The organism is Rahnella inusitata (assembly GCF_965118895.1).
Lineage (GTDB): Bacteria > Pseudomonadota > Gammaproteobacteria > Enterobacterales > Enterobacteriaceae > Rahnella > Rahnella inusitata_A.
Genome location: NZ_CBCPJJ010000021.1, coordinates 184751 through 210730, shown reverse-complemented (window position 1 = coordinate 210730; position 25980 = coordinate 184751). Strand labels below are relative to the sequence as shown.

Sequence of the window (25980 nt, the reverse complement as noted above, 5' to 3'; positions counted from 1 at the left end):
TCTATGACTTACTGTGTGGCCATGCGCTTGTCCTCTGGCCTGGTGTTTGTATCAGATTCGCGTACTAACGCCGGGGTGGACCATATTTCCACTTTCCGAAAACTGCACGTTTTTCATCAAAGCGATGAACGCGTGCTGGTGCTCCAAAGTGCCGGAAATCTGGCGACCACACAGAGCATTATCAGCCTGCTCCATCGCCGCTGTCTGGATGATCATCGGGAAAACCTGCTCAACGTGGAGTCGATGTATGACGCCGCCAGCCTGCTCGGGGAAACGGTGCGTGAAGTGATTGCCCGCGACAGCGGCGCCAATCAGGGCGGCACCACGGATTTCAGCTGCAACCTGCTGCTCGGCGGCCAGATCAAGGGCGAAGGCCTGCGGCTGTTCCACATTTATCCGCAGGGCAACTTCATCGAAGCCACGCACGACACGCCCTATTTTCAGGTGGGTGAAAGCAAGTACGGCAAGCCGATTATCGATCGCGTGCTGAGCTTCGATACCCCGCTGGATCAGGCGATGCAGTGCGCGCTGATTTCGATGGATTCGACGCTGCGCAGCAATCTGTCCGTCGGCCTGCCGCTGGACGTTCTGACCTATCCGACCGACAGCTACAGCACCGCGCAACAATACCGGATAACCGAAACACACCCATATTTCGACATGATCCGCAAAGGCTGGGGAGAAGGCTTGCTGAGTATCTTCGCGCAGCTGCCGCCGCTTAAGCTGGAAGAGTAATTTTCCTGAGACGGAGTGAAATCTCACTCCGCCGCTTTGTTCTCATCCATCTTCTTCACAATCTTCTTTTCCACCTCGAAAGGATCGATGCCCCGCAGTTGCAGGCGGCGGAAGCGGATGATGTTAAAACCGTTCATGACGAGAAAACTGCCTTCGATAAGCGAGCCACCAATCGAGCCAAGCCAGATGTTATGAGCCACCCAACAGCAGGTTGAACACCACATGATGCAGCGCGTGGTCAGCCCGCTGGTGCGGAACAGCGCCCAGGTACTGACGACGGTGGCGCCTACCGGTAATAATTCCATCCAGTGATGCGCGCGGCTCAGGCCCAGCACCAGCGTCAGGACGATGAAAATCACCATAATCCACTGGTTGCGGGTGCGCAGAGAAATCAGAGTACGGATGGAGTTGAGCAAGGCGCTCATGCCTGCGGGTGCGGCGCCCATCAGCAGAAAATGCACGCCGATAATGGCGCTGTAGGCGGAAAGTTGCTGTTTGAAACGTCGATCGCTGCGGTTGAAAAACATGGTGATGCCGACAACAAAAGCCACCACACCAATCGACTGGGCAAACCAGTAATACGTCATTTATCAGGCTCTCTGCGTAGAAGACTTCGTCGATTTTTTTACGTATCGCTGCTACGCAAAGCTCTAACGTAAAAACGGCGCTTCATAATTGAAACGCCGTTTCATCCTAACGATAAAGCCGCAGGGTTACAATGTGACACCGCTTTTAAAAATCGCTAATTCACGGAAATCATTCAGTTCGTTTTTGGCTTTGCGGCCATCAGCGATCGCCACGATCAGATCCACAAATTCACCCAGCAGTTGATCCATACTGACATCGTGGATCAGCTGGCCTGCGTCGAAATCGATCCAGTGCGGTTTTTTCGCCGCCAGCTCGCTGTTGGTCGCCAGTTTCACCGTCGGAACAAAACCGCCGTAAGGCGTACCGCGACCGGTGCTGAACAGCACCATATGGCAGCCGGCACCGGCTAAGGCGCTGGTCGCGACGGCATCGTTACCCGGCGCGCTCAACAGGTTTAGCCCCGGCGTGGTCAGACGCTCGCCGTATTTCAGTACGTCCATGACCGGGCTCTGACCGGCTTTCTGCGTACAGCCTAGCGACTTCTCTTCAAGGGTAGTGATCCCCCCGGCTTTATTGCCCGGAGACGGGTTTTCGTAAATCGGCTGATTGTGCTCGATGAAGTACTGCTTGAAGTCGTTCACCATATGAACGGTTTTTTCAAACGTCGATTCGTCGCGGCAACGGCTCATCAGAATCCGTTCTGCGCCAAACATTTCCGGCACTTCGGTCAGCACGGAGGTGCCGCCGTTGGCAATCACAAAGTCGGAGAAGCGCCCCAGCAGCGGGTTGGCGGTGATGCCGGACAGCCCGTCGGAGCCACCGCATTCCAGACCAAACTTCAGCTCGCTGAGTTTGCCGCTCTCGCGCTTGTCATCACGCATGACGGCATACAGCTCGCGCAGACGCTCCAGACCGGCTTCCACTTCGTCATCGAATTTTTGCAGCGTCATGAAACGCACGCGGTCTTCGTCGACTTCACCCAGCGTCTCGCGGAATACGTCCACCTGATTGTTTTCACAACCCAGGCCGATCACCAGCACCGCCCCGGCGTTCGGGTGGCGCACCATATTTTGCAGCATGGTGCGGGTGTTGACGTGATCGTCGCCCAGCTGCGAACAGCCAAACGGATGCGTGAACAGATAAACCCCGTCGGTACCTTCTGCGTCATTGGTCTCTTTGAGAAAGCGCGTCTGGATCTGACGGGCGATACCGTTCACACAGCCGACGGTCGGGATTAACCATAGCTCGTTGCGGATCCCCACCTGACCGTCTTTACGACGGTAGATCTGGACTTCGCGATCGGCCATCTGCTCAGGCACGGTCACAAATTCCGGCTGATACTGGTACTGATCCAGATCGCTTAAATTGGTTTTACCGTTTTGTGAATGAATATGCACACCTGGTTCGATCGCAGTCAGTGCATGGCCAATCGGCAGACCGTATTTGACAATATTTTCCCCGGCCGCAATCGGGCGCAGGGCAAATTTGTGACCACGGGCAACCGCTTCTGGCAATACGACATGATAATCGCCAGCTTCGACGCGCTCACCGGCTTCAATGTCGCGCAGTGCCACGGCAACGTTATCAGCAGGATGAATTTGAATGATACTTTGCATAGTCGCCCTCTTAGCTGTAAGCCGCCAGCGCATCGCGCATGCCACGGTCTTCGATCGCCTGTAACTGTTCGGTCACTTTGGCGGTCAGGCCAGGTACGGTATTGAGATCCCGTCCCCAGTGTTCTTCATCGGCCAGCACGCTCTCCACCAGCCCGGCCAGCGGTAATTCGCCGGTACGCACGCCGCTCCACAATTCTGAGAAACGGCTCAGCCAGTGGGCATCATCCTGCAACGGATAGATTTCACCATGGCGTTCGCCACGGTAAAACGCCAGCAAGGCGGCCAGCGCGAAGGTCAGGCGCGGCGGCAGGATCTGATGCTTTTCCTGACTCGCCAGCAGCTGAGGCAGAATGCGGGTACGGTATTTAGTCATGCCGTTCAGGGCAATCGACAACAGCTGATGCTGAATGAACGGGTTGCGGAAACGGCTTAGCACTGCCTGCGCGAAGGAGGTCAGTTCATTCTGCGGCAGATCCAGCACCGGCGAGATTTCTTCAGCGATAGCCAGCTCTACAAAACGGCTTAACTGCGCATCATTCATCGATTCGCCGACGGTGTTCAGACCACAGAGAAATGCCACCGGTACCAGCGCGGTGTGCGCACCGTTGAGGATCGCCACTTTGCGTTCTTTGTACGGTTTAATGTCATCAACCAGACGGATGTTCAGCGACAGTTTGTCCAGACGCAGCTCCTGAGCCAGACTTTTCGGCCCCTGGATCACGAACAGGTAGAAGTGTTCGGCGCTGTCGAAGAAGCTGTCCTGATAGCCCAGTTCCTGCTGCAGGCTGTCCACTTCGCTGCGCGGATAACCGGTCACAATGCGGTCAACCAGCGTTGAGCAGAAGGTGTTGCTGGTTTCCAGCCAGTGGGTGAAGGAAGCAGGTAACGCCCACTGTTGGGCGTAACGCAGCACCAGTTCTTGTAAGGCTTCGCCGTTGTAGTCGATCAGTTCACACGGCAGTAAAACCCAGCCTTTATCGGCGGCGCCGGAGAAGTGAGTGAAACGCTCGAACAGCAAACGGGTCAGTTTGGCCGGGAAGCTGGCCGGTGGCGCGTCTTCAAGACAATCGCTCTCGACGTAGCTGATCCCGGCTTCGGTGGTGTTGGAAAACACAAAGCGGATATTAGGATCGCGCGCCAGCGCCAGATATTCGTCAAACTGATGGTAGATATTGATTTCGCGGTTTACGGAACGAATGATGCGCGTATCACGCACTGTTTCGCCCTGCTCGTTCAGGCCGCTGATGATGGTGGTGTACAGGCCATCCTGGGTGCTGAGCGAAGGCGGAAAATCGGTGTCAATCGGGCGAACGATCACGATACCGGCGTTCAGATCGGTATGCTCATTTAACAGGTCGATTTGCCAGTCGACGAACGCCCGCAAAAAGTTACCTTCACCGAACTGAATAATTTTGTCGGGATGATGACGGCCTGGAAAGTCACGGCGATTTAACCTTTGCATCTCACATTTACCTTAATTTGCTCAGACGCCGGTCTTTGAGGACAAAGAATGTGTCCTGTGGCCGCCGTGCTAAAGGGGATAATTAGTTGTTATTACTCTGCTTATTATCGGAGCGCAGGAATCTGCGCTCCGTCGTGCGTTTTTAATTCAGCTCGATTTGGAAATACTGTTTGGCGTTGTCAAAGCAGATGTTTTTCACCATGCTGCCCAGCAGTTCGATATCCGCCGGCGCTTCGCCATCTTCCACCCAGCGGCCGATCATCTGGCACAGAATGCGGCGGAAGTATTCATGACGCGTATAAGACAGGAAGCTGCGGCTGTCGGTCAGCATGCCCACGAAACGACTGAGTAAGCCGAGGTTGGCGAGCTGAGTCATCTGGCGTTGCATACCGTCTTTCTGATCGTTGAACCACCAGCCGGAACCAAACTGCATCTTGCCCGGCATCCCTTCACCCTGGAAATTACCGACCATGGTGCCGATCACTTCGTTATCGCGCGGATTCAGGCAGTACAAAATAGTTTTTGGCAGGCCACCAGCCATACCCTGCGCACCCAGCAGCTTAGACAGCGGCTCTGCCAGCGGTTGGTCGCTGATAGAATCGAAACCAACGTCCGCACCAATCAGCTGGAACATACGGGTGTTATTGTCACGCAGCGCGCCAATATGGTACTGCTGCACCCATTCACGACGCTGATATTCAGAAGCCAGATACAGCAGAACGCCGGTTTTAAACTGGGCAATTTCTTCAGTCGTTGGCGTTTCACCGTTCAGACGACGGGCCAGAATGCCGTCCAGCGTCGCATCATCCGCTTCGCCAAATACCACAACATCCAGTGCGTGGTCGGAGACTTTGCAGCCGTGCGCTGCGAAATGATCCATACGTTTTTTCAGGGCATCACGAAGATCGCTGAAACGGGTGATTGACACATCAGAGGCCGCTTCCAGTTTCTTCATATAGTCCACGAACGTCGCGGCCTGGATGTTGAAGGCTTTGTCCGGACGCCAGCTCGGCAGAACTTTAACGTCAAAACTACTGTCCTGCGCCACGGCTTTGTGATGTTCCAGAGAATCGATCGGATCATCGGTGGTGCCGACCATTTTCACGTTCATCTGTTTCATGATGCCACGGGCAGAAAAGTTATCCTGCGCCAGTAAAGCATTACCGCGCTCCCAGATTTCGCCTGCGGTAGACGGAGAAAGCAATTTACCGGTGATGCCGAACGGACGACGCAGCTCGAGGTGGGTCCAGTGGTACAGCGGGTTACCGATGGTGTGCGGAACTGTTGCCGCCCAGGCGTCAAACTTCTCGCGGTCAGTAGCATCACCGGTACACATACGTTCAGGCACACCATTGGTACGCATCGCGCGCCATTTGTAGTGATCGCCTTTCAGCCATACGTCGTACATGTTTTTAAATTTATAATCCTGCGCAATCAGCTCAGGCGGCAAATGGCAGTGGTAGTCGAAAATGGGCTCATCTTTCGCGTAGTCGTGATACAGGCGACGTGCGAATTCTGTGTCGAGAAGGAAATCTTCCGTTAAAAACTGCGCCATCTTAGGATCCTCATCATGAATTCTGTAGAGTTGTCTCTCAATGGTGAGAAGTTATCACACCAATTCAGTTTATCGTCCAGCTCTTTTTAGGGGTACTCTTCCGCGAAAGTGGGCGATTTCCGTTGTAAAACACACACTAATTCTCTCTAAAACAAAAACTTTAGAGTCTTTAAGCACTGACCGCTATTATCCTCACATTCCGAGTGTGATTTTGTGATGTCACTCAAACTTTAAATCGGTATGACAAGTTATTTCTCTGTCAGCAATCCCCGCCGCCCGCTGATGGCTTGCATAAAGCCGTTTTAACTCTCTTTTCCTCGATTGTGAACAAATCGTAAAGTTGTTACACCACTTTCGTTTGATTTTTCAGGTGCTGGTTGTTACGTAACCAGTGAAAAGTGTGACGCATGTCGACAAAAAAACCATTAACTCTGTAAAATCAAGTAAATAACCGTGAAGTTAAAAAAGTTAAGTAAGCACACAGTTTAAATGTGGTTTTGTGATGTCATTCAAATTTTAAATCTGTATGACAAGTTATCTTTGCTGCGTCCGGACAAGAGCGTCAGAGATTACCTGCCACGTCCTTTCGCTGTTGCCGGACAACACTTCTCAGGTGCAGTCAGCCGGAAGGTGAAGCAGTTGTTCTGGTGTGCAGGAAGTTCATCGGATCCTTACGCACAGATAAGAATAAAGCAGTGCGTGAGTCATCGGGCAGCTCCCCCAGCGAAATCCTCTGGCGGCGATGTTCCCGGAAAACACTTTAAGGAAAAGCCAGAAGCCCATGCTGAGTCAGATGGCGCGAAATGTGCGATGACAGCCTCAGCCGTCATTGCCGGATTATTTACTGGGAGTGAGTTAAATGGGTAAGATCAAAGGGTTACGCTGGTACATGATCGGGCTGGTCACAGTCGGGACTGTACTGGGTTATTTAACACGTAACGCCATAGCCGCTGCAGCACCGACACTGATGAGTCAGCTCAACATCAGTACACAACAATATTCTTATATTATCGCCGCCTATTCTGCCTGCTATACCCTGATGCAGCCGGTAGCCGGTTATGTTCTCGACGTGATGGGCACCAAAGTCGGTTACGCCATGTTTGCCATCATGTGGGCCATCTTCTGTATGGCGACCGCGCTGGCCAGCAGCTGGGGTGGACTCGCTATCGCGCGTGGTGCTGTCGGTATGGCAGAAGCCGCGATGATCCCAGCCGGCCTGAAAGCCAGCAGCGAATGGTTCCCGGCAAAAGAACGTTCTATTGCCGTCGGTTACTTTAACGTTGGTTCTTCTATCGGCGGGATGATTGCGCCACCGCTGGTTGTCTGGTGCATCATCATGCACAGCTGGCAGCTCGCGTTCGTCATCACCGGTGGGCTCAGCATGCTTTGGGCGATCAGCTGGTTAGTTCTCTACAAACACCCGAAAGACCAGAAAAAACTCAGTAACGAAGAACGCGATTACATTCTGGAAGGTCAGGAAGCACAGCACCAAACCACCAACGGCAAGAAAATGTCTGCCTGGGAGATCCTGCGTAACCGTCAGTTCTGGGGTATCGCGCTGCCACGTTTTCTGGCTGAACCGGCATGGGGCACATTCAATGCCTGGATCCCATTGTTTATGTTCAAGGTGTATGGCTTCAACCTGAAAGAAATCGCGATGTTCGCCTGGATGCCGATGCTGTTTGCTGACCTCGGTTGTATCCTGGGTGGTTATCTGCCGCCGTTCTTCCAGAAACATTTTAAAGTAAACTTGATCGTTTCCCGCAAAATGGTCGTGACCATGGGTGCAGTCCTGATGATAGGCCCTGGCATGATCGGCCTGTTCACCAGCCCTTACGCTGCTATCGCTTTATTGTGTGTGGGTGGCTTTGCTCACCAGTCACTGTCTGGCGCGCTGATTACGCTCTCTTCTGATGTGTTTGGTCGTAACGAAGTGGCGACAGCCAACGGACTGACCGGGATGGCCGCCTGGACAGCAAGTACCCTGTTTGCACTGGTTGTTGGTGCGCTGGCCGATACCATCGGTTTCAGCCCGCTGTTTGCGGCGCTCGCCGTCTTCGACTTGCTGGGTGCAATCATCATCTGGACAGTATTGCAGAACCGTTCCGCCGTTGAACCGGTACCGGCTCCGCTAAAAACCGCGAAAGCCTGATCCGCTGATTACAGCCCGGTAAGATCCTTTGCCGGGCTTTGCTTTTTCTGAGATATCCCCCCTGCCTTTCTGACCAATGCACGGTGCATCCCCTCTTCTTAAACCGTATACTGGTACTTGTATAACAGGTCCCGGGATCTGTCAGACTCATTCGTTGCAGGTTCACTACTTTAAAGAGCACTCACATGGAATCCACAGACACCAGACGCCTTTATCAACAACTGGCTGCCACGCTCAAGGAGCGCGTTGAGACCGGAGTCTATCCGGTTGGCGAGAAACTTCCCGCCGAACGTCTGATTTCCGATGAAATGAACGTCAGCCGCACCGTGGTACGCGAAGCGATAATCATGCTGGAAGTGGAAGGTTATGTGGAAGTCCGTAAAGGATCGGGCATTCATGTGATGTCCAACCAGCAGCGCCATCTGGTCGTGCCGGATTGCGGCAGTGAATTTGGCACCGCGGGACCGTTTGAGTTATTGCAGGCGCGCCAGTTGATTGAAAGTAACATTGCGGAGTTTGCCGCCACGCAGGTCACCAAGCAGGACATCATGCGCCTGATGGAAATTCAGGAGCATGCGCGGCAGGAAGACCGGTTCCGTGATTCAGAATGGGATCTTAAATTTCACGTGCAGGTGGCGCAGGCGACGCAAAACAGCGCGCTGGCCACCATCGTCGAAAAGATGTGGAGCCAGCGTCTGCACAACCCGTACTGGCGCAAGCTGCATGAACATATCGACGAAAAGTCGATCGAAAGCTGGTGTGAAGATCATGACCTGATCCTTAAAGCGTTGATCCGCCGCGATCCGCACGCGGCAAAACTGGCAATGTGGCAGCATCTGGAAAACACCAAACAAATGCTTTTCCGCGCCACCAGTGATGATTTCGAGTTCAATGTAGACCGTTATCTGTATTCAGAAAATCCGGTGGTTCATCTCGATCAGCCTCTGGTAAATAATAAATAAACCCGCATTACGGCAGGTTCATTCACCCAACCTGCCATTTTCCTGCCTCTGCAAGAAACTTCCCTTCCCTGTCAGTCACTGTCGAGTAGTGTCAGTCAATGTAAAACCCTTTTCCATAACGTGCTTCAGGCTTAAATGATCGGCCCCGACGCGCTATATTTACCTGTCTGAGCTATTGTTATTTTGTTACAGTTAGACGACTTTTCTTACCCGTTTGCGCCAGGTGAAACACGGCAAAACGACGCGTAGGAACGCATAAGATTCGCAACCAGACCGCACGCCAGGGAAGAGGCGACCAATATCAGCCTTACAGGTAGCGTCGAGACAGTTTCTCCGCTGATGTATTTCGCTGACTCACTGAACATGATGGAGTTTTAAGAAACAGATGGAAATTATCAGTTCTCTCATCGATGCACTCTGGCAACAAGATTATAAAACCCTGGCTGACCCATCGCTGGTCTGGGCGCTGTACCTGATTTTATTCATGATCATTTTTCTTGAAAACGGCCTGCTACCTGCGGCGTTTTTGCCCGGCGACAGCCTGTTAATTTTGGTCGGTGTGCTGATCGCCAAAGACGCGATGAATTTCCCGCTCACCATTTTCCTGCTGACCAGCGCTGCCAGCCTGGGTTGCTGGCTCAGTTATGTGCAGGGGAAATGGCTGGGAAATACGCGAATAGTCCAAAGCTGGCTCGGGCACTTGCCTGTTCATTATCACGAACGCGCCCACGCGCTGTTCCATAAACACGGTCTTTCGGCCCTGCTGGTGGGCCGTTTTCTGGCCTTTGTTCGCACCCTGTTGCCGACCATCGCCGGTTTATCAGGGCTTAGCAACAGCCGCTTTCAGTTCTTCAACTGGGTCAGCGGATTCCTGTGGATCATGATCCTTACCTCGCTGGGCTATTTCCTCGGTAAAACGCCGCTGTTCCTCAAATATGAAGATCAGGTGATGAACTGTCTGATGTTATTACCGGTGCTGTTGCTGATCGGCGGGCTGGTCGGTTCGATTGTCGTACTGTGGCGTAAAAAGCACGCCGACCGCCAGAATAAAGGCAAAAGCGCATAATGAGCCGCAGGTTTCTTAAACGTTCTTTTCTTTTGCCGGTGATGATCATGCTGCTGGCCACCGCCGCCATGATAGGGCTGGCTGTTTCACGGATACCCGCCAACGGCAATGCGCTTCAAATCCGCCCGGCTAAAGCAGGTATTTCGCTACCTGACGGCTTTTTTGTATATCAGGGGCTCAGCCAGCGTGGGATCCATATCAAAAGCATTACGCCACTCAATGACGGGCTGGTTATTCAGCTCGATTCCTCTGAACAGCGCCAGATGGCGCAAAGCGTTTTGCAGGATATTCTGCCGCCAGGATTCCTCATTCAGAACTGCGAGCCGCCCCATGCGAGGGTGTGGCTTGATAAGCTCAACCGGGACCGGTTGAGGTTTGGATAAGCACTTTGGCTGTTTTGGTTAAATTTTCTGATATCACCGCCCATTTGGCGGTGATATTATTTATAAGCTAGTTATACACAAAATCTATTGTTTGACGTTCTCTGTTCAAGGAATTAAGTGCCACACTCACTTAAACATCAAAAGGAAGCTATACGATGAAACTGACCTTATCTGCACTGCTGCTCACCCCTGCTTTATTCTTCAGCACAACCAGCTTTGCTGCACCACAGCCTGAAAGCTGCGTGACCAAACAACACGAAATTCAAAAACAAATCGACGAAGCTCGCGCGCACAAAAATCAGAACCGCGTTAATGGTCTTGAGAAAGCGCTGCGTGAAAATAAGGCGCATTGTACCGACGCTGGCTTGAAAGCTGAGAATGAAAAACGTGTTGAAGAGAAACGTGAAAAAGTCAGCGAGCGCGAGCAGGAGCTGAAAGAAGCTCAGGCAAAAGGCGATCACGATAAAATCGTTAAAAAACAGCAGAAGTTGCAGGAAGCACAAGCGGAATTGAAAGAGGCCCAGGGCCACTGATTTCGTTCCGTCAGAGGTGATTTTGCACCCTGCCACGGAGGATTTTTGGGGGATCTTGCTTTTTGAAACAGACTATTCGCATTTGCGATCACCTGAATATCCGCTATGTTAAAAGTTCGAATCAGTTAACGTATGGAGTGACTTACACATGGCGAGTAATACATCAGAACAACTGCGGGCTGAATTAAAGTCATTGGCAGATACCCTGGAAGAAGTGCTCCAGACTTCTACCGATAAGCCGAAAGCTGAACTCGATAAACTGCGCGGTAAAGCAGAATCCCTGCTCAAAGACACGCGCGCACGTCTGAGCGATACGGGTGACAAAATTGCCTATCAGACAAAAGAAATTGCCGGCAAAGCCGACGATTATGTACATGAAAAACCCTGGACGGGCGTCGGTATTGGTGCCGCGGTCGGCGTAGTCATCGGCGTTCTGTTAGCTCGCCGATAATTATGGCTGAACCGTTAAAACCTGCACCACAAGGACCGGGTAAAGGGCTTTTCGACATCATTCAACGTGTCGCCACCGTGGTGGTCGGCATTGTCGAAACGCGCGTCAGACTGGCCGTAATTGAGCTGGAAGAGGAAAAGGCCAATATTTTCCAATTGCTGCTCATGGCCGGTATTACCCTGATCTTTACTGCCTTCGGCCTGATGAGCCTGCTGGTTGTCCTCTTCTGGGCAATCGATCCGGCTTATCGCCTGATGGCCATGGGCACTACGACCGGCGTACTGCTGCTGCTGGCGGTGATTCTGGGTGCAATGACGCTGGCGAAAGCTAAGCGTTCTACGCTACTTAGCCTCACGCGTAAGCAACTTGACGTCGATCGCGCCCTGCTTGAGAAGGATGACGAGCAATGAGCACCTCGGACCGCGCTATCGAGAAAGTCAGAATTTTGCGCAAGATACAGCGCCAGCGGAATGAGTTATCTCATGCCGGTGCTGACTGGCTGGATGCTACTGCAAAAATCGACCGCGGCTGGGTGAAACTCGTGGATATGCGTAAATATCTGGTGGTTGGCTCCAGTCTGGTCGCCGTCTACGGTATTCGCCATCCCAGCGTGATTGTCCGCTGGTCACGACGCGCTTTCGGGATCTGGGGAACGGTACGTTTGTTCCGTAAGACCTTCGCTCAGAAATAAGCGCTCTGCTCTTTACGTCAATGCTTTCACATCTGAGGGCCGGATGAACATTCATCTGGCCCTTTTCTTTTTGAATAACAATCCTAAGCCCGTTCAATTTTTTTGAAGCTTTCAGACAGATTTACTTGCTAACAAAGCATCGTCATTCCCCCTATTATCTCGTCATCAACTGATGCGGTAACGGCAGGAAACATTTTCCGACCGGGCCGGTAACATTTAAAGCTCAATTTGAGCACATGACGTTCGGAGAGAAATTAGATGACTAAGTTACAAGACACTGCCCTGCTGGTTGCCCGTATTCTGATGCCAATTCTGTTTATCGTTGCAGGCTGGGGCAAAATCAATGGTTACACCGCAACCGCCGGTTACATGACTTCCATGGGCGTGCCAAGCTTCTTCCTGCCACTGACCATCCTGCTGGAATTCGGCGGCGGCCTGGCAATTCTTTTCGGTTTCCTGACCCGTACCACCGCGCTGATTACCGCCGTCTTCACCATCCTGACCGCGCTTATCTTCCACACTGATTTCGCTCAGGGCGTTAACCAGATGATGTTCATGAAAAACCTGTCCATCGCCGGTGGTTTCTTCGTCCTGTTTGCTTCAGGTCCTGGTGCATTCAGCATCGACCGTTTGATCAAGAAAAACTGGTAATCGTCCGACACCAGGGATAACGCCGGACATCGCGCCGGCAATACCCGGCTATACTTGAATAATTAGATAATATGTAAGACCTGCAGGGCGATGTGATTTATCACCTCGCCCTTTTTCATTTCTGAAAAAACATCTGAAAACAAGGTAGAAGACCATGGGACAATTAGTAGATGGTATCTGGCAAGACACCTGGTACGACACCAAGTCTACCGGCGGACACTTCAAACGTTCCGTATCGCAATTCCGTAACTGGGTAACTGCAGACGGCGCTCCCGGTGAACATGGCGTGGGCGGCTTTGCGGCAGAACGCGACCGCTATCATCTGTATGTTTCGCTCGCCTGCCCGTGGGCGCACCGGACTTTGCTGATGCGTACGCTAAAAGGCCTTGAGGATATTATTCCGGTTTCCGTAGTACATCCGCTGATGCTGGAAAATGGCTGGACCTTCGGGACCGATTTCCCGGCCGCCACGGGCGACGATCTGTATCACCTGAACTTTGCCTATGAAATCTATCTGCGCGCGCAGAAGGATTACACCGGACGCGTCACGGTGCCGATCCTGTGGGACAAAAAGCAGCAGACCATCGTCAGCAATGAATCCGCCGATATCATCCGTATGTTCAACAGCGCGTTTGACGCCGTTGGTGCGCGAGCGGGCGATTATTATCCGCAGTCTTTACGTCCGGCGATCGATGAGATTAATGAATGGGTATATCCGCAGATCAACAACGGCGTGTATAAAGCCGGTTTCGCAACGTCTCAGGATGCTTACGATGAAGCGGTGAATGGCGTGTTTACTGCGCTGGAACGCGCGGAGGATTTACTGGGTAAACACCGTTATCTGACCGGCAATCAGCTGACCGAGGCCGATCTTCGCCTGTGGACTACGCTGGTGCGATTTGATCCGGTTTACGTCACGCATTTCAAATGCGACCGTCACCGCATCAGCGATTACCCAAATCTTTACGGCTTTCTGCGCGATATTTATCAGATGCCGGGCATCCGTGATACCACCGACTTCGCGCATATCCGCAACCACTATTACCGCAGCCACGCGACGATCAATCCTTACGGCATTATATCCACCGGCCCGGCGCAGGATTTAGAATCGGATCATGGTCGCGAGAACCGCTTCTGACCTGCTCCTTCCCCTTTCACAAGGGGGAAGGCTGGAAAAGTATGGGAGTAATGAGCGAAGACAAAATCACTTCGCTTCGCGCGTGCCCAGCAGTTTAACGATTTCACGCAGGAACCAGGCTTTGGCCTCGCCCATGCTGTCGCGACGCCACGCCATAATGATGTCGGTTTCGTGATTGTATTCCGCACTCACCACCCGCAAACGCCCTTCGGCGATGTCTTTTTCCACCATCGGATACGGCATCGTCGCCACACCTAAGCCTGCCAGCAGGGCCTGACGTTTTTCTTCCAGCGTACTTACCGTCAGACGTTGTTGTTTGTCCAGCAGCTGCACGGTCAGCACCGGGCGCTCGCGGGCGGTATCGGCCACGGCAATCCCGCGATATTTTACGCGACTGACGTCTGAAAGCGGTTCCGCTTCCAGATGGATGGGATGATCCGGTGCGGCCACGTACACGCTGACCAGCTTATACAGCTTACGGCTGTTGATTTCTGTCGATGAGCGGAAGTGCATATCGGGGGCGATGACGATGTCAGCGCGGCCCTGCTCAAGACGTTCCCAGGCACCGGCCAGGACTTCGGTGATTAGCGACACCTGCGTATTGGCTTTCAGCGCCAGTTTTTCAACCAGCGGAAAGAGTTTAGTCGCCGGTGACAGCGCTTCACAGACGATGGTGATCTGCGTTTCCCAGCCACGCGCCAGCGCTTCGGCATCGACGGTCAGTTTATCCGCCGCTTCCAGCAGTACGCGGCCACGTTCGAGCAGCATACGGCCCACATTGGTGAATTTTGTCCGATGACCTGAACGGTCAAACAGCACTACGTCCAGCTCCTCTTCCAGCTTTTGCATGGTGTAGCTCAGGGCTGACGGGACGCGGCCCAGCTCATCGGCAGCGGCGGCAAAACTGCCCCGCCGGTCTATGGCGTCCATGACCCTTAAAGCTTCCAGTGTGAGTGCGCGATCCTTAGCCATTCTTTTCTCTTTCAGGAAATTTGAATATAGCGACCAGATTAACTGGCTAACAATCACACGTCCAGACGCTTACCATTTATCCATTGAAATTTTTAACTGAGGCGACCGCCATGATTACCAGCAGAACGGCAAAAGAGTGCGGCACCGCTGACTTTGGCTGGCTGCAAGCCCGCTACACGTTTTCCTTTGGCCACTACTTCGATCCTAAATTGATGGGCTACGCCTCACTGCGCGTGCTGAATCAGGAAGTGCTGGCGCCAGGTGCCAGTTTTCAGCCGCGAACCTATCCGCGTGTGGATGTGTTGAATCTGGTATTGCAGGGAGAAGCCGAGTACCGCGACAGTGAAGGGCACAGCGTGCGCGTAAAAGCGGGAGAAGCGGCGTTGTTATCGACCCAGGCCAACGTCAGCTACAGCGAGTTGAACACCAGCGATAAACAACCGCTGACGCGGATGCAGCTGTGGCTCGATGCCTGCCCGGAGCATGAAAATCCGGTGACGCAAAAAATGGCGCTGCCAAATACGAAAAGTTTCCTGCTGGCTTCTCCGGATGGCGAAGCGGGCAGCCTGCAACTGCGGCAAAGCGTGTGGATCCATCATCTGGATTTAGCCGCGGGCGAACATATTTCGATTCCAATCCGCGGGCCTCGTGCGTATTTACAGTCAATTCATGGACAGGTGGATGCGCAGGGCTCAGCCAGCCGCGAATCCCAAAAACTGACCTGCGGCGATGGCGCGTTCATTCATCAGGAAAATAGCCTGACCGTCTCCGCCAGCACGCCGCTGCGGGCATTGCTGATCGATTTGCCGGTCTAAAATATTTTGCGAATCACAGAAAGGCGAAAGCCCGCACAGAGTTATCTGCGCGGGCTTTCTTTTGACGAGGGAGTTGACCGTTAAGTCACCTTCAACTAACAGTACATCACGTGTGCTCTGGCGCTGTGTTAGTCGTGTATCACTTAATGTATCGCACTTTGTATCCCGGATAAAGTCTGCCTTCACACTTACTAACCGTACCTGATTTAATCAGCATCCTCAGTGTCGAACGTCTTACTGTACGGGCAATGCTTTGACTTCGTGACGTACGTAAACGTGTAGATAGAATTGCTATAGACACACAACGTTTGTCCACTCGCCGTGGTTGATTGCTCCGGTGCATTCATAGTGATCTGCCCTGCGGCGACGTTGAATGACATCAATAAACCGTAAAAAATCAAAGAAAAACCCTTCATTTCGACCTGCTCCTTTTGAGTCACTCTGTGCTGTTCACGATTCATACATGTAATTTATCATCTTAATCGATCGATAAGACTGATCTTTAAGATCTAATTAATTTATTATAGTGGTTAAGATGAATTTTGATTTTTCACGGTGTCATTCTGTTCAAGGAGCTGATTTTGAAAACGATACTTCTGGTTGTGCTGGGGTTGTTGGTGGGTAATGCATACGCGGACGATGGTTCCCCTGAAATGAAAGCTGAGGCTAAAGCGCTGATCCAGGGGGCTGGTTATAAGTGCAACAGGGTTAAGGGAGTCTATCCTGCTCAATTCAGCAATTCGTTCACCGTCTTTTGTGACGATGTTTACGAGTACACTATCAAGGATCATGGTGGTCGCTGGATTGTTGAAGTCAATGATTGAGGCCCGGATATGGCAATGAAAAAATGCCGTGAATGTGGGCATAGTATTTCGAGCAGCGCGAAGGTGTGCACGTCCTGTGGAATAAAAAAACCTTATATTTCACCGTTCAAAGGAATCTTTCTACTGGCAGTAATAGGCTGGGCCGGGTGGGTCGTGTTTACTGATGACAAACCAGAGCCAGCAAAGGATGTGGTTTCAGCAGGAAACTCTGAGAGCACGTTTGCACCTTCTGGCATGACAAAAATGAAAGTTGCCGCTCCGGTAGATTTGCCTTCTGCGGAAACTCGACCGTTTTCCACTGCTCAGGTTTGTAAAGCTGCGATTGCTGGAATGATGGGGCGCGATATGGGTACACTCAAAGCTGCAAAAGCGAATACGGCTGGCGTGTATAAAATTTCTTATCGCCGTCCGTCTGACGGCAATCAATATTCAATCGATTGCAAATTATCTGGCAACAATGTGATCTGGACTGAATCAGGGCAAAGTACCAACCGCTGGAACGGAAAGGGGAATGTTGATTTCAATGTCGAGTTTGCCATCAATGATGCCTCACTGACCATCACCGAGTTGTACGCCAATTCCGATGATAGCGCGTACAGATACACAATGAAGGACTTCCGCTAAATATTTTTCTCAGAAATAACTGATATGTAACCCTTGATTTGCAGATTTGTTTTAGTGATGCTCGTCAGGTGTTGTCAGTGCCAATGTTTTACTTTGGCGATGTGGATAAGAGTTCAAATCGGTAGTGACAGTGATGGGGCAGAGCCTTCTGTAGAAGAGGCCTGTCGTTACGTTTTTCGGGCTAACTTGGTGTATCTGGTATGGAAATTATCATCGGTATTGCTATTGCAGTCGGTGCATTTGTTTGGATTGGCCGTTATATCACGTTTCAATCTTGTCGTGCGTTTACCTTTCTTTCTATCTATGAAGAGACGTATGACATCACAAGAGCTAATGCCACCGCAGCAAGTCTGACTTGGCGTATGTGTCTCATGCTCAATAATGATATGACTGGATTTGCCGCTATCTATGGCGGACAACCGGCAATGCGGAAAGCAGCCAAGCAGGCGGGTTGGATGGGATAATTTTTGTTTGTTGGATGGAGCCTCATGTGAGGCTCATCTTTTGGAATTCCCCCCCCCTCACACAGATATACATATGGCCTGACTTTATGGCGAAATGGTAGTGGAAATATCTGGTTGTACCAGCATTCATGGAACACAGCCAAGCCTGCTTAGTGGATGCGTTCGGACTATTCGCCATTAATCTCAAATATCTTGCCTGCTCTCATTATCCTATAAGTCTCTTTTGAGTATACCTAAATAGGCACTGGTTTATTGAACCAGTCAGGCCGGGAAAAACATTTATTGAACCACTCTTAATAGACTGTTATTATTGAACCACTAAAAACAGACTAACAAGGGACGCCGCCATGACATCACGTGTTTATGCCTACCTCAGAGCCTCGACTAAAGAGCAGAACGCATCACGCGCCAGAGAGCAGCTTGATGAGTTCGCTCATTCTAAGGGTATGACCATCGCCACCTATTTCACAGAGAACGAGTCGGGAGCGTCTTTGCAGCGCCCTGAGTTGTTCCGGTTGCTGGATATCGCACAGAAGGATGACGTATTGCTTGTGGAGCAGGTAGACCGCCTGAGCCGCTTAAAGACGGACGACTGGCAGGTATTGCGGCAGACCATCAGCAACAAGGGGATCAGGATTGTAGCGTTAGACTTACCTACCAGCCACCAGCTAATCCAGTCCGGCGATGAGTTTACTAACCGTATGCTGGAAGCATTGAACGGGATGATGTTGGATATGCTCGCCGCCATTGCACGTAAGGACTACACCGACCGTAAACGCCGTCAGGAGCAAGGAATCAGCAAGGCGAAGGAGGCTGGCAAATACAAAGGTCGCCCGGAAGACGCCCAGCGCAACGAGAAGATCGCCAGACTGCTGAAAGCGGGTATGTCGTACAGTGATATCATGGAAACGGTGAACTGTTCCCGTGCGACGGTTGCCAAAGTGAGCAAGAGTCTGAAAGATACCGCTATCACTGGCTAATCCGCCGTCCACAATCCAAAGCACCGACCTAAGACGGTCGGGCGTATTGAGATCCTCGCCATGTGCGGGGATTTTTATTGCCTGTTTAATGTGAGAAAACCGGCGGCGTGTGGATCGCTGTGGGCGTTGGTGCGCCTGCTGGAGACAAATTTGTCATGGGAAATGACCCAGATATTTTTCTTGTGCGTATGGATTGCCCGTTAGAGGCGAACCCGGTTAAGCAGCGGTCAGTATTTTCAACTTTGATGCAGAAAACATACGCTGCCCGTCCCCTGTAGAATATTTTCCACGCGCTTTAGCGAGGTAGGAGACACGCTCAACCAGTTCCACCAGCGATGAGTGGTCATCCCGGTTGATGGTGTATGAGCCATCACATAGGTGGGCGCGACCAGCTTGGGCTGTCAGTTCACTCCAGAACATGCTTATCAGCCCGTATACGCCCTCGTTGCCGAATCCAGCAACTCTGACCTGAAAGCGGGGCAAGGCGATCCAGCAGTGGTAATGAACCTGTTTTGCCTTCTCCAGTTCACGAACCCAGCCATATGCAAATTTCTTAATCGGCTGCCCATTCCAGCGTTTGGCTGTGAACTTGCCACGCAACCGGGTAAACAGGTCGCTGATTAGCTTGTTACTCTCTGAGACGGACATTCCTACCGGTACTGACAGGTCGAACCGGAAGGCGAATATTTTGCTGTAATGGGACTGCATCGCGCAGAGCTGGGTAATGAAGCTGTCGATTATCTCCTGACGGATCGGCGCATGGCGTTTGCTGTCAGGTTTGAAGTTCAGGCGATACGTGTTGTCGTCGAAGGTGTAGTTAGCTGAGTTAATAAGGTGGTATCTGCCATTGTCGTAATGGCTGGTTACTGCATGGTTCAATGTTCCTCCAGTTGATGGTGGGTATTACAGGTATTAATAAGAACCAGTACGGTTACTGCGTTCTTAAAGAATCTCCATGCCGCGCCACTGCTGGCGCGGAGTCGTACAAATTGCCAGATTCTTCACTCAGAAAAGTTTCGGTGAGGCTGGAACGGATTTGTACTTTTCCGGGTTGGCTTCCCTGATTTTACGAGCTGCGGCTATTGCACGTTCCAGAGCTTCTGGGGCGATATATGCGGGCGCTGGTGGCCCGCTTTTGGTCTCGCTCATACAGTCGCTCCAGTCAGGAGCATATCGCGGAGGAGCTTTCGCATAGCGTCCTGTTCTGTGGCTGCGGCTTCCTCAGCAAGGCGCTGTGTCTCGTTGGCTGCGTCTTGTACCAGTTTGTCGACTTCGAGTTCCATCGCGTTTGCCAGCTCGTCGTGATATGCATCCTCAACCTGTCTTTTCAGGTCGGCAATCTCCTGCTTCACCAGTGATTCTGGTTTGCGCAGCGTGATTGCCATATTCCCCGAGCTACCAGCGAGATAGACCGACTGAGGGATTCCGATGTCATATCGCCACCCTTCCAGAATCCTCTCTTGGAGTTGTTGGATAGCCAGCGGAGCGGGAGCATTTAAACGCTGTGTGGTGCTGGTAGCTGTATGCCGTTTGACGGCGGTATCAATCCGCGCTGCCAGTACGTTGGCGTCAGGTTGGAATCTTTCGGCGGCCTCGCTCAGGAATGCCTTTAGATCGCCCTCAGCGGCGCTGTGTGCTGTCTTCTTTGTCATTGTGTAATCCTCTGGAATTGGTGAGTAAGGGCCATAGCAGGCCTCTGGCGCTCTCTGGTGAGCGTCATTTTTTGCAACCGTAATATGCGGTCATCTCATCGGTGTTTGTGTGTACGGCTTATGCGTACTCTGTATAGAAGCTCTGCCCACATGCCGGACAGTGTTGTGGTGTCTCCGGGAGGAACCGGAACCAACGCGTTACATGTCCGCGTTCGAAGGTCACGCCTGCCAGACGGTTAATCTCAAGCGCGGTGAGAGTTCTATATGCCGTTGAAAGGGGAAGGTCCACGAAGCGGCTGACTGCTTCTGCTGTTACCGGCACATCTGCGATATTCAGATAGTGGAGAACGTTAATTCGCAGGGTCGTTGTACGTAGGTCAACGGAATTTAAAACTGTTGCCAGCTTAAGACGTTCGGCGTCAGTTGGAGGTGCGAAAGCGGCTGGCGGTGATGTTACATTCAAGGTGTCCTCTATTTTGTCTAATTTATTGGCCCACAATGATTTTATCACAAAAGGCACAAAATGAGAATTTTTTCATTTGCATTAATGTTGTTTTTGTGCATTAAAACACTCGCATTTATTGCCAGTTGATGGAGTCGGCGATAGGAAGCAGGTCAGTCACGGTAAAGCTGTTCAGGTGAGTATAATTTTGCGTCTGTCCTATGTTTGATAGTTCATGACCGACGAATCGCTGAACGAGCTGCGTAATATGCTTTTTACTGGCTGCTGTAATGAATGTATGCCTCAGAGAATGGATCACCCGGCGCTCTTTAAAATCGTTCAGGTACGGAATTTCCAAATCATCACGGATGCCATGAAAAACTTTGGACAGTTGGTTAGCGTAGGTGATTTCGGGGAAGATTTTTTCCTCCTTCCCCCGGTCTTCCAGAAAGGCCAGAAATCCCATATCCAAAATATGCTCGGACAAAGGCACTCGCCGGATTCCGGCATCGGTTTTGCTTTGCCCAATCATTATGTAATGGCGATTTGAATCTTCATCTAACCGAACATCCCCAACCGTCAAAGAAATAATCTCACTCCGACGTGCGCCGGTGTAGGCCAGCAGAAGTAACGACCACTTTTTCCAGCCATCTAACGTCATAAAATGCGTCACCAACCTACTCATTTCCGTCAGGCTATAGTCGCCATAACGGGTGCTGTTCGCCTCATAACGAACATTGTTAGTCGGTGAAGCGGGAAGTACGTCCTGATAACCGGTTAGGTAAGTAGAAAACAGCCCCTGACAAAGTTTCAGATAATCTTTAACTGTTTTGGATGAGATCAGATCATCCTCGGGGATATCATCAAGCTCGATAAGCTCTCTCGCGGTTTTCCCCTTATAGGCGGTCTTGTTTTGTAGTGGTAGCCCTTCCACGACTTCAAGAAGGTTTTTGATATCACGCCGCGTAATCTTCGTTACTGACGTATCAGCCCCCAGCACTTCTTTAATGATTTCCAGATATTTTCCGTTGTTCTGACGAATCTTGGGTTTCCAGTCAGATTTAAACTTCAAGAATCCCTCTACCGCTTGCGCTAACGTCAATGCGGGCGTTTCTGGTTCACTGTACGCTGGGGCGGAAGCGGCTGGCGTAACAAGCGCGGCAACTGGTTTCATGGCGCTGAGAATCTGTCGATAGCCGGAGATATCCCTATCGAGAAAAGCGAGTTGAGCTTCCTGAGATTGATGGAGAAGGACGCTGTATTTTGACGCGGCGTCCGCGATCGCTTTCTCCATACCGGAGATGTCAAAGACCGTCGCCAAGACTTTATTGAAGTAGGTTTCCGTCGCGGACTCGCCGCCGTTAAAGAAAGCATCCTCATAGTAGTTCTTGAAGAATGAAGCGGAGCCCTGTTTCATCGGAACTGGTGTCGGCGTCGTTTCCCCTTCCAGCACCTCAAGACGTGCATCAGCCGGTATAGCCTCAACATAGTCCAAGATTTCAGCATTCATATTTGCAACAAACAAATCAATATCTTGAGAGGTTAGCTTTTTCATTGTTCTAAGAACCTTGAGAAATTGTTCACGCCCTATCTTACCAAGTCTAAACAGCGATATGTACGGCATAAGGCGGGAAATAATAAGGCTACAGCGACGAGGGCTATCGGTTCCTATCGAACAGCGAAAAAAATGGTTATCAGGGAGGCGAAAATAAACGTAGTAAATGTTGTTACGGCGGAGTGTGTGGGGGATGTTACAACCGTTGATGTATCCCATTATGTATCCCATTTTTGCTTCTGGGCACCTGAGATACATCAACGTATTGTTTTATATAGAAGTTGGAGTTGACCGTTAAGCCGGGTTCTGTCGTGGACAGTCATTCGTCTAGGCCAGCAATCGCTCACTGGCTCAAGCAGCCTACCCGGGTTCAGTACGGGCCGTACCATGTGAACCCCTATTTGGCCTTGCTCCGGGTGGAGTTTACCATGCCACGAACTGTTGCCAGCCGCGCGGTGCGCTCTTACCGCACCCTTTCACCCTTACCTGATCCCACTTGCGTGGGCCATCGGCGGTTTGCTCTCTGTTGCACTTGTCGTAAGCTCGCGCTTCCCAGGCGTTACCTGGCACCCTGCCCTATGGAGCCCGGACTTTCCTCCCCTCCATCTGTCTCCCCCGAAAGGGACGGCAACGAAGCGGCGACTGTCTGGTCAACTCCGCGGCGGATGATAGGGTATTACGCCCTATTTGTCACCCTCTTGCTCATCAAGCGCGTATTTATACAACGCATTCTTTTTCACACCGTGGATTTCGGCGGCCAGCGCGGCGGCTTTTTTCAACGGAAGTTCTTTTTGCAACAGCGCCAGCGTGCGCAAAGCTTCTGCCGGTAACGCCTCGGTATCGGCTTTATGGCCTTCAACGATCAGGACCATTTCACCGCGCTTGCGCGTTTCATCTTCAAGCACCCAGGCCAGTAATGCGCCGACGCCGTCGCCGCGAATATTTTCCCAGGTTTTGGTCAGCTCACGGGCAAGCACCACGTAGCGATCCGGCCCCCAGACTTCCACCATATCCTGCAGGCTGTCGAGCAGACGATGGGTGGATTCATAGAAAATCAGCGTGCGTGGCTCTTCGATCAGTGCCTGAAGGGTATCTTTTCGCGATTTTGTTTTCGCAGGCAGAAAACCTTCATAACAGAAGCGATCGGAAGGCAAACCGGCGGCGGATAACGCCGCGATCGCCGCACAGGCACCCGGCAAGGGCACCACGCGCACACCAGCTTCACGACAGCGACGCACCAGATGGTAGCCGGGGTCATTAATCAGCGGCGTTCCGGCATCGGAAACTAGCGCAATGCTTTGACCTTCCTGAAGTTTTGATAATAAATGCTCAGCTTTTTGCTGTTCGTTGTGGTCATGAAGCGGATACATTTTGGCGCTGATACCAAAATGGTGCAGCAATAATCCGGTATGACGGGTATCCTCCGCCGCAATCAAATCCACGCTGCTCAGCACGGCCAATGCACGTTGGGTAATATCCCCTAAATTGCCGATTGGCGTGGGTACGATGTACAGCGTTGATGCAGAAATATCTGCTTGATCGTGTTGATTCATTGTTTCATCCGGATTGCCGATTTAATATTGAGCATCTTGAAAAAAACATCACTGGAAACTGAATGCCTTCCTCAATGACTTTTCGTACCCGTTCGGGACGTTTGCTCCCTGCCATTATCGTAGCGATGCTTCTCGCCAGCTGTACCGGTCAGTCGCCACAGGCACCGACTGAAAGTGTCCAGGGGGCAGCGTCCGGCAGCTCTGACTATTATCTGCAACAGGCACAGCAAAGCGGTGATGATAACAAGGCTGACTGGCAATTGCTTGCAGTGCGTGCCCTGATACGCGAAGGCAAACTGCCTCAGGCGGCCGATCAGCTCGCCAAGCTGCCGCGGAATCTGAGCTCAGAACAAACCACCGAGCAGCAACTGACCGCCGCCCAATTGCAAATAGCGCAGAAGAATTTCACCGATGCGGCGACCAGCCTGAGTAAGTTGGATCCGACCAACCTGACCAACGATCAGAAGGCACGTTACTATCAGGCGCAAATCGACGCCAGTCAGGGCCGCACCAGTCTGGGGGTGATCCGCGCGTATATCGCACAGGAACCGCTGTTGCAGGGCCAGCCGCATCAGGACAATATCGACCGCACCTGGATGTCGCTGACACAGCTTTCTGCGCAGGATGCCGCCAGTATTGTTATCAATGCGGACGAAAATACATTGCAGGGATGGCTGGATTTACTCAGCGTCTGGCAGAGCAATAAGCAGGATCCCGATCTGCTGAAAGCCGGTATCAAAGACTGGCAGCGCCGTTATCCGGTCAATCCGGCAGCCAAAAACCTGCCAACGCAGCTGAATAATGTGCTGACGTTCCAGCCAGCATCTACCGGTAAAATTGCGCTATTCCTGCCGATGAGCGGCCCGGCGCAAGTGTACGGCAATGCCATCCAGCAGGGCTTTAATGCCGCGATGACCGGTCAGATTTCGCAACCTGCACCACAAAATACGCCGGTCGATCAAAATGCGCAGGCTCAGCCCGCCACGGATCCTGATGCCGCTGTCAGCACCTCTGCGCCGGACGCGAGCACAAGTACAGCAACGCCGGCAGAACAGCCGCAAACGTCTGCTCCTGCCGCCGTACCGGTTGCCAGCAGCAATGCACAGGTCAAAATCTACGACACTAATGGCCAGCCGCTCAGCGCGTTGCTGACGCAGGCTCAGCAAGATGGCGCAACGCTTGTCGTCGGTCCGTTGCTGAAAGATCAGGTGAACGAGCTGTCCTCTGATCAAACCCCGTTGAACGTTTTAGCGCTCAATCAGCCAGAAACTGAGAAAAACGCCCCAAATATCTGTTACTTTGCGCTCTCGCCGGAAGACGAGGCACAGGATGCCGCCCGCCATATGTGGTCGCAGCAAAAACGTATGCCGTTACTGCTGGTTCCGCGTGGCAACTTTGGCGACCGAATCGCACAGGCGTTTGCTAATGAATGGCAGAAGCTGGGAGGTCAGACCGTCCTGAAACAAGGTCTGGGTTCTGCGGGTGAATTACGTTCATCCATCGGCAGCGGTATTCGTATGACAGGGACGCCGGTCATTGCCAGCAATGCAGCCGCTCCGGGACAAGCGCAGGGTGTGACCATCGGCGGGATCACCATTCCTGCACCACCGACTGATGCTCAGATTGTTCAGGGCAGCTCAGGCGGCGCAGTGGATTCTGTCTACGTAGTCGCCACGCAAAGCGAACTGACGCTGATTAAACCGATGTTCGATATGAGTGGCAGCGGCCGTTCACGTCCTTCTGTCTATGCCAGCTCCCGCAGCTATCAGGCCGGTGCAGGTCCGGATTACCGACTGGAAATGGAAGGCGTGCAGTTTAGCGATATTCCATTGCTGGCAGGTTCTAACCCGGCGCTGATGCAGCAGGCCACCGCAAAATTCGGCAACGATTACTCGCTGGTGCGTCTCTACGCAATGGGGATTGATGCCTGGAATCTGGCCAATCACTTCTCCCAAATGCGCACGTTGCCGGGCTTTGAAGTTTCCGGCAGCACAGGAGATCTGAGCGCCAATGCTAACTGCGTGATCCATCGTAAACTGCCGTGGCTGCAATACCGTCAGGGCTCGCTGGTGCCGGTTTCCTCTTAAGACGTGATTCTAAGAGATACCTGAAACAG

General features: G+C 52.0%; 29 protein-coding genes and 1 other RNA gene. 18 read left to right on the top strand and 12 right to left on the bottom strand.

Annotation, left to right across the window (positions count from 1 at the left end; all coding sequences use genetic code 11):
• Positions 1-3 precede the first annotated feature (3 nt).
• Positions 4-735, top strand: a complete 732-nt coding sequence (locus tag ACMHLI_RS17845; RefSeq protein WP_413530604.1) for a peptidase — start codon at positions 4-6, stop codon at positions 733-735.
• 23 nt (positions 736-758) lie between these two features.
• On the opposite strand, the gene ACMHLI_RS17840 is transcribed toward ACMHLI_RS17845, so the two are convergent.
• The 4 genes from ACMHLI_RS17840 to uxaC form a co-directional block, all read right to left on the bottom strand.
• Entirely contained in the window at positions 759-1322 is a 564-nt protein-coding gene (locus ACMHLI_RS17840) for a YgjV family protein (protein WP_413530603.1), read from the bottom strand.
• 126 nt (positions 1323-1448) lie between these two features.
• Positions 1449-2939 carry a UxaA family hydrolase gene (locus ACMHLI_RS17835; RefSeq protein WP_413530602.1) on the bottom strand — a complete coding sequence of 497 codons (1491 nt, stop codon included), beginning with the start codon at positions 2937-2939 and terminating at the stop codon, positions 1449-1451.
• Between the two features lie 10 nt (positions 2940-2949).
• Positions 2950-4401, bottom strand: a complete 1452-nt coding sequence (locus tag ACMHLI_RS17830; RefSeq protein ID WP_413530601.1) for a tagaturonate reductase — start codon at positions 4399-4401, stop codon at positions 2950-2952.
• Between the two features lie 142 nt (positions 4402-4543).
• Positions 4544-5956, bottom strand: coding sequence for a glucuronate isomerase (gene uxaC / locus ACMHLI_RS17825; RefSeq protein ID WP_413530600.1), 1413 nt, complete (start codon positions 5954-5956; stop codon positions 4544-4546).
• Between the two features lie 489 nt (positions 5957-6445).
• Here uxaC and ACMHLI_RS17820 point away from each other — a divergent pair, with 489 nt between their 5' ends.
• The 11 genes from ACMHLI_RS17820 to ACMHLI_RS17770 all read left to right on the top strand — a co-directional run bounded on the left by ACMHLI_RS17820 (position 6446) and on the right by ACMHLI_RS17770 (position 13983).
• A complete protein-coding gene (locus ACMHLI_RS17820) occupies positions 6446-6823 on the top strand; it encodes a hypothetical protein (protein WP_413530599.1) in 378 nt (125 codons plus the stop codon).
• Positions 6816-8108 (top strand): MFS transporter, encoded by a 1293-nt coding sequence (locus tag ACMHLI_RS17815; RefSeq protein WP_413530598.1) that lies wholly within the window; start codon positions 6816-6818, stop codon positions 8106-8108. The genes ACMHLI_RS17820 and ACMHLI_RS17815 overlap by 8 nt, the downstream gene beginning before the upstream one ends.
• A gap of 185 nt (positions 8109-8293) precedes the next feature.
• Positions 8294-9070 carry a transcriptional regulator ExuR gene (gene exuR / locus ACMHLI_RS17810; protein ID WP_112169267.1) on the top strand — a complete coding sequence of 259 codons (777 nt, stop codon included), beginning with the start codon at positions 8294-8296 and terminating at the stop codon, positions 9068-9070.
• Between the two features lie 385 nt (positions 9071-9455).
• Entirely contained in the window at positions 9456-10136 is a 681-nt protein-coding gene (locus tag ACMHLI_RS17805) for a DedA family protein (protein ID WP_413530597.1), read from the top strand.
• Positions 10136-10519 (top strand): EnvZ/OmpR regulon moderator MzrA, encoded by a 384-nt coding sequence (mzrA, locus tag ACMHLI_RS17800; RefSeq protein WP_413530596.1) that lies wholly within the window; start codon positions 10136-10138, stop codon positions 10517-10519. The genes ACMHLI_RS17805 and mzrA overlap by 1 nt, the downstream gene beginning before the upstream one ends.
• Positions 10520-10674: 155 nt before the next feature.
• Positions 10675-11052 (top strand): DUF1090 domain-containing protein, encoded by a 378-nt coding sequence (locus ACMHLI_RS17795; protein ID WP_413530595.1) that lies wholly within the window; start codon positions 10675-10677, stop codon positions 11050-11052.
• Positions 11053-11200: 148 nt separating this feature from the next.
• Positions 11201-11503, top strand: a complete 303-nt coding sequence (locus ACMHLI_RS17790) for a DUF883 family protein (protein WP_101074995.1) — start codon at positions 11201-11203, stop codon at positions 11501-11503.
• Between the two features lie 2 nt (positions 11504-11505).
• On the top strand, positions 11506-11913 hold the full coding sequence (locus ACMHLI_RS17785; protein WP_112169259.1) for a phage holin family protein: 408 nt from the start codon (positions 11506-11508) through the stop codon (positions 11911-11913).
• Positions 11910-12194: a YqjK-like family protein gene (locus ACMHLI_RS17780; protein WP_413530594.1), complete on the top strand. Its 285-nt coding sequence runs from the start codon at positions 11910-11912 to the stop codon at positions 12192-12194. The genes ACMHLI_RS17785 and ACMHLI_RS17780 overlap by 4 nt, the downstream gene beginning before the upstream one ends.
• A gap of 258 nt (positions 12195-12452) precedes the next feature.
• Positions 12453-12845, top strand: a complete 393-nt coding sequence (locus tag ACMHLI_RS17775) for a DoxX family protein (RefSeq protein WP_413530593.1) — start codon at positions 12453-12455, stop codon at positions 12843-12845.
• A gap of 154 nt (positions 12846-12999) precedes the next feature.
• Positions 13000-13983: a glutathione S-transferase family protein gene (locus ACMHLI_RS17770; protein WP_413530592.1), complete on the top strand. Its 984-nt coding sequence runs from the start codon at positions 13000-13002 to the stop codon at positions 13981-13983.
• Positions 13984-14049: 66 nt separating this feature from the next.
• On the opposite strand, the gene ACMHLI_RS17765 is transcribed toward ACMHLI_RS17770, so the two are convergent.
• Entirely contained in the window at positions 14050-14955 is a 906-nt protein-coding gene (locus ACMHLI_RS17765) for a LysR family transcriptional regulator (RefSeq protein WP_413530591.1), read from the bottom strand.
• Positions 14956-15065: 110 nt separating this feature from the next.
• Here ACMHLI_RS17765 and ACMHLI_RS17760 point away from each other — a divergent pair, with 110 nt between their 5' ends.
• Positions 15066-15770 (top strand): pirin family protein, encoded by a 705-nt coding sequence (locus tag ACMHLI_RS17760; RefSeq protein WP_413530590.1) that lies wholly within the window; start codon positions 15066-15068, stop codon positions 15768-15770.
• Positions 15771-15976: 206 nt separating this feature from the next.
• Here the strand turns inward: ACMHLI_RS17760 and ACMHLI_RS17755 are convergent, their stop codons facing one another.
• Entirely contained in the window at positions 15977-16186 is a 210-nt protein-coding gene (locus ACMHLI_RS17755; protein WP_413530637.1) for a hypothetical protein, read from the bottom strand.
• Between the two features lie 165 nt (positions 16187-16351).
• Between ACMHLI_RS17755 and ACMHLI_RS17750 the strand changes: the two genes are divergently transcribed.
• The 4 genes from ACMHLI_RS17750 (at position 16352) to ACMHLI_RS17735 (ending at position 18662) form a co-directional block, all read left to right on the top strand.
• Positions 16352-16594 (top strand): hypothetical protein, encoded by a 243-nt coding sequence (locus tag ACMHLI_RS17750; RefSeq protein WP_413530589.1) that lies wholly within the window; start codon positions 16352-16354, stop codon positions 16592-16594.
• A 9-nt stretch (positions 16595-16603) separates the two neighbouring features.
• On the top strand, positions 16604-17218 hold the full coding sequence (locus ACMHLI_RS17745) for a hypothetical protein (RefSeq protein WP_413530588.1): 615 nt from the start codon (positions 16604-16606) through the stop codon (positions 17216-17218).
• A 200-nt stretch (positions 17219-17418) separates the two neighbouring features.
• Positions 17419-17682, top strand: coding sequence for a hypothetical protein (locus ACMHLI_RS17740; RefSeq protein WP_413530587.1), 264 nt, complete (start codon positions 17419-17421; stop codon positions 17680-17682).
• Positions 17683-18029: 347 nt separating this feature from the next.
• Positions 18030-18662 (top strand): recombinase family protein, encoded by a 633-nt coding sequence (locus tag ACMHLI_RS17735; RefSeq protein WP_413530586.1) that lies wholly within the window; start codon positions 18030-18032, stop codon positions 18660-18662.
• Positions 18663-18878: 216 nt separating this feature from the next.
• On the opposite strand, the gene ACMHLI_RS17730 is transcribed toward ACMHLI_RS17735, so the two are convergent.
• The 6 genes from ACMHLI_RS17730 to rsmI all read right to left on the bottom strand — a co-directional run bounded on the left by ACMHLI_RS17730 (position 18879) and on the right by rsmI (position 23864).
• A complete protein-coding gene (locus ACMHLI_RS17730; protein WP_413530585.1) occupies positions 18879-19541 on the bottom strand; it encodes an inovirus-type Gp2 protein in 663 nt (220 codons plus the stop codon).
• Between the two features lie 126 nt (positions 19542-19667).
• Positions 19668-19811 (bottom strand): hypothetical protein, encoded by a 144-nt coding sequence (locus ACMHLI_RS17725; protein WP_413530584.1) that lies wholly within the window; start codon positions 19809-19811, stop codon positions 19668-19670.
• Entirely contained in the window at positions 19808-20314 is a 507-nt protein-coding gene (locus ACMHLI_RS17720; RefSeq protein WP_413530583.1) for a hypothetical protein, read from the bottom strand. The genes ACMHLI_RS17725 and ACMHLI_RS17720 overlap by 4 nt, the downstream gene beginning before the upstream one ends.
• Before the next feature lie 578 nt (positions 20315-20892).
• Positions 20893-22311, bottom strand: coding sequence for a tyrosine-type recombinase/integrase (locus tag ACMHLI_RS17715; RefSeq protein WP_413530582.1), 1419 nt, complete (start codon positions 22309-22311; stop codon positions 20893-20895).
• Positions 22312-22590: 279 nt separating this feature from the next.
• Positions 22591-22969, bottom strand: an RNA gene (rnpB, locus tag ACMHLI_RS17710) — RNase P RNA component class A.
• Between the two features lie 25 nt (positions 22970-22994).
• A complete protein-coding gene (gene rsmI, locus ACMHLI_RS17705; RefSeq protein WP_112169248.1) occupies positions 22995-23864 on the bottom strand; it encodes a 16S rRNA (cytidine(1402)-2'-O)-methyltransferase in 870 nt (289 codons plus the stop codon).
• Positions 23865-23926: 62 nt separating this feature from the next.
• On the opposite strand from rsmI, the gene ACMHLI_RS17700 reads away from it, so the two are divergent.
• Complete coding sequence (locus ACMHLI_RS17700) at positions 23927-25951, top strand: penicillin-binding protein activator (protein ID WP_413530581.1); 2025 nt, start codon at positions 23927-23929, stop codon at positions 25949-25951.
• Positions 25952-25980: the final 29 nt, after the last annotated feature.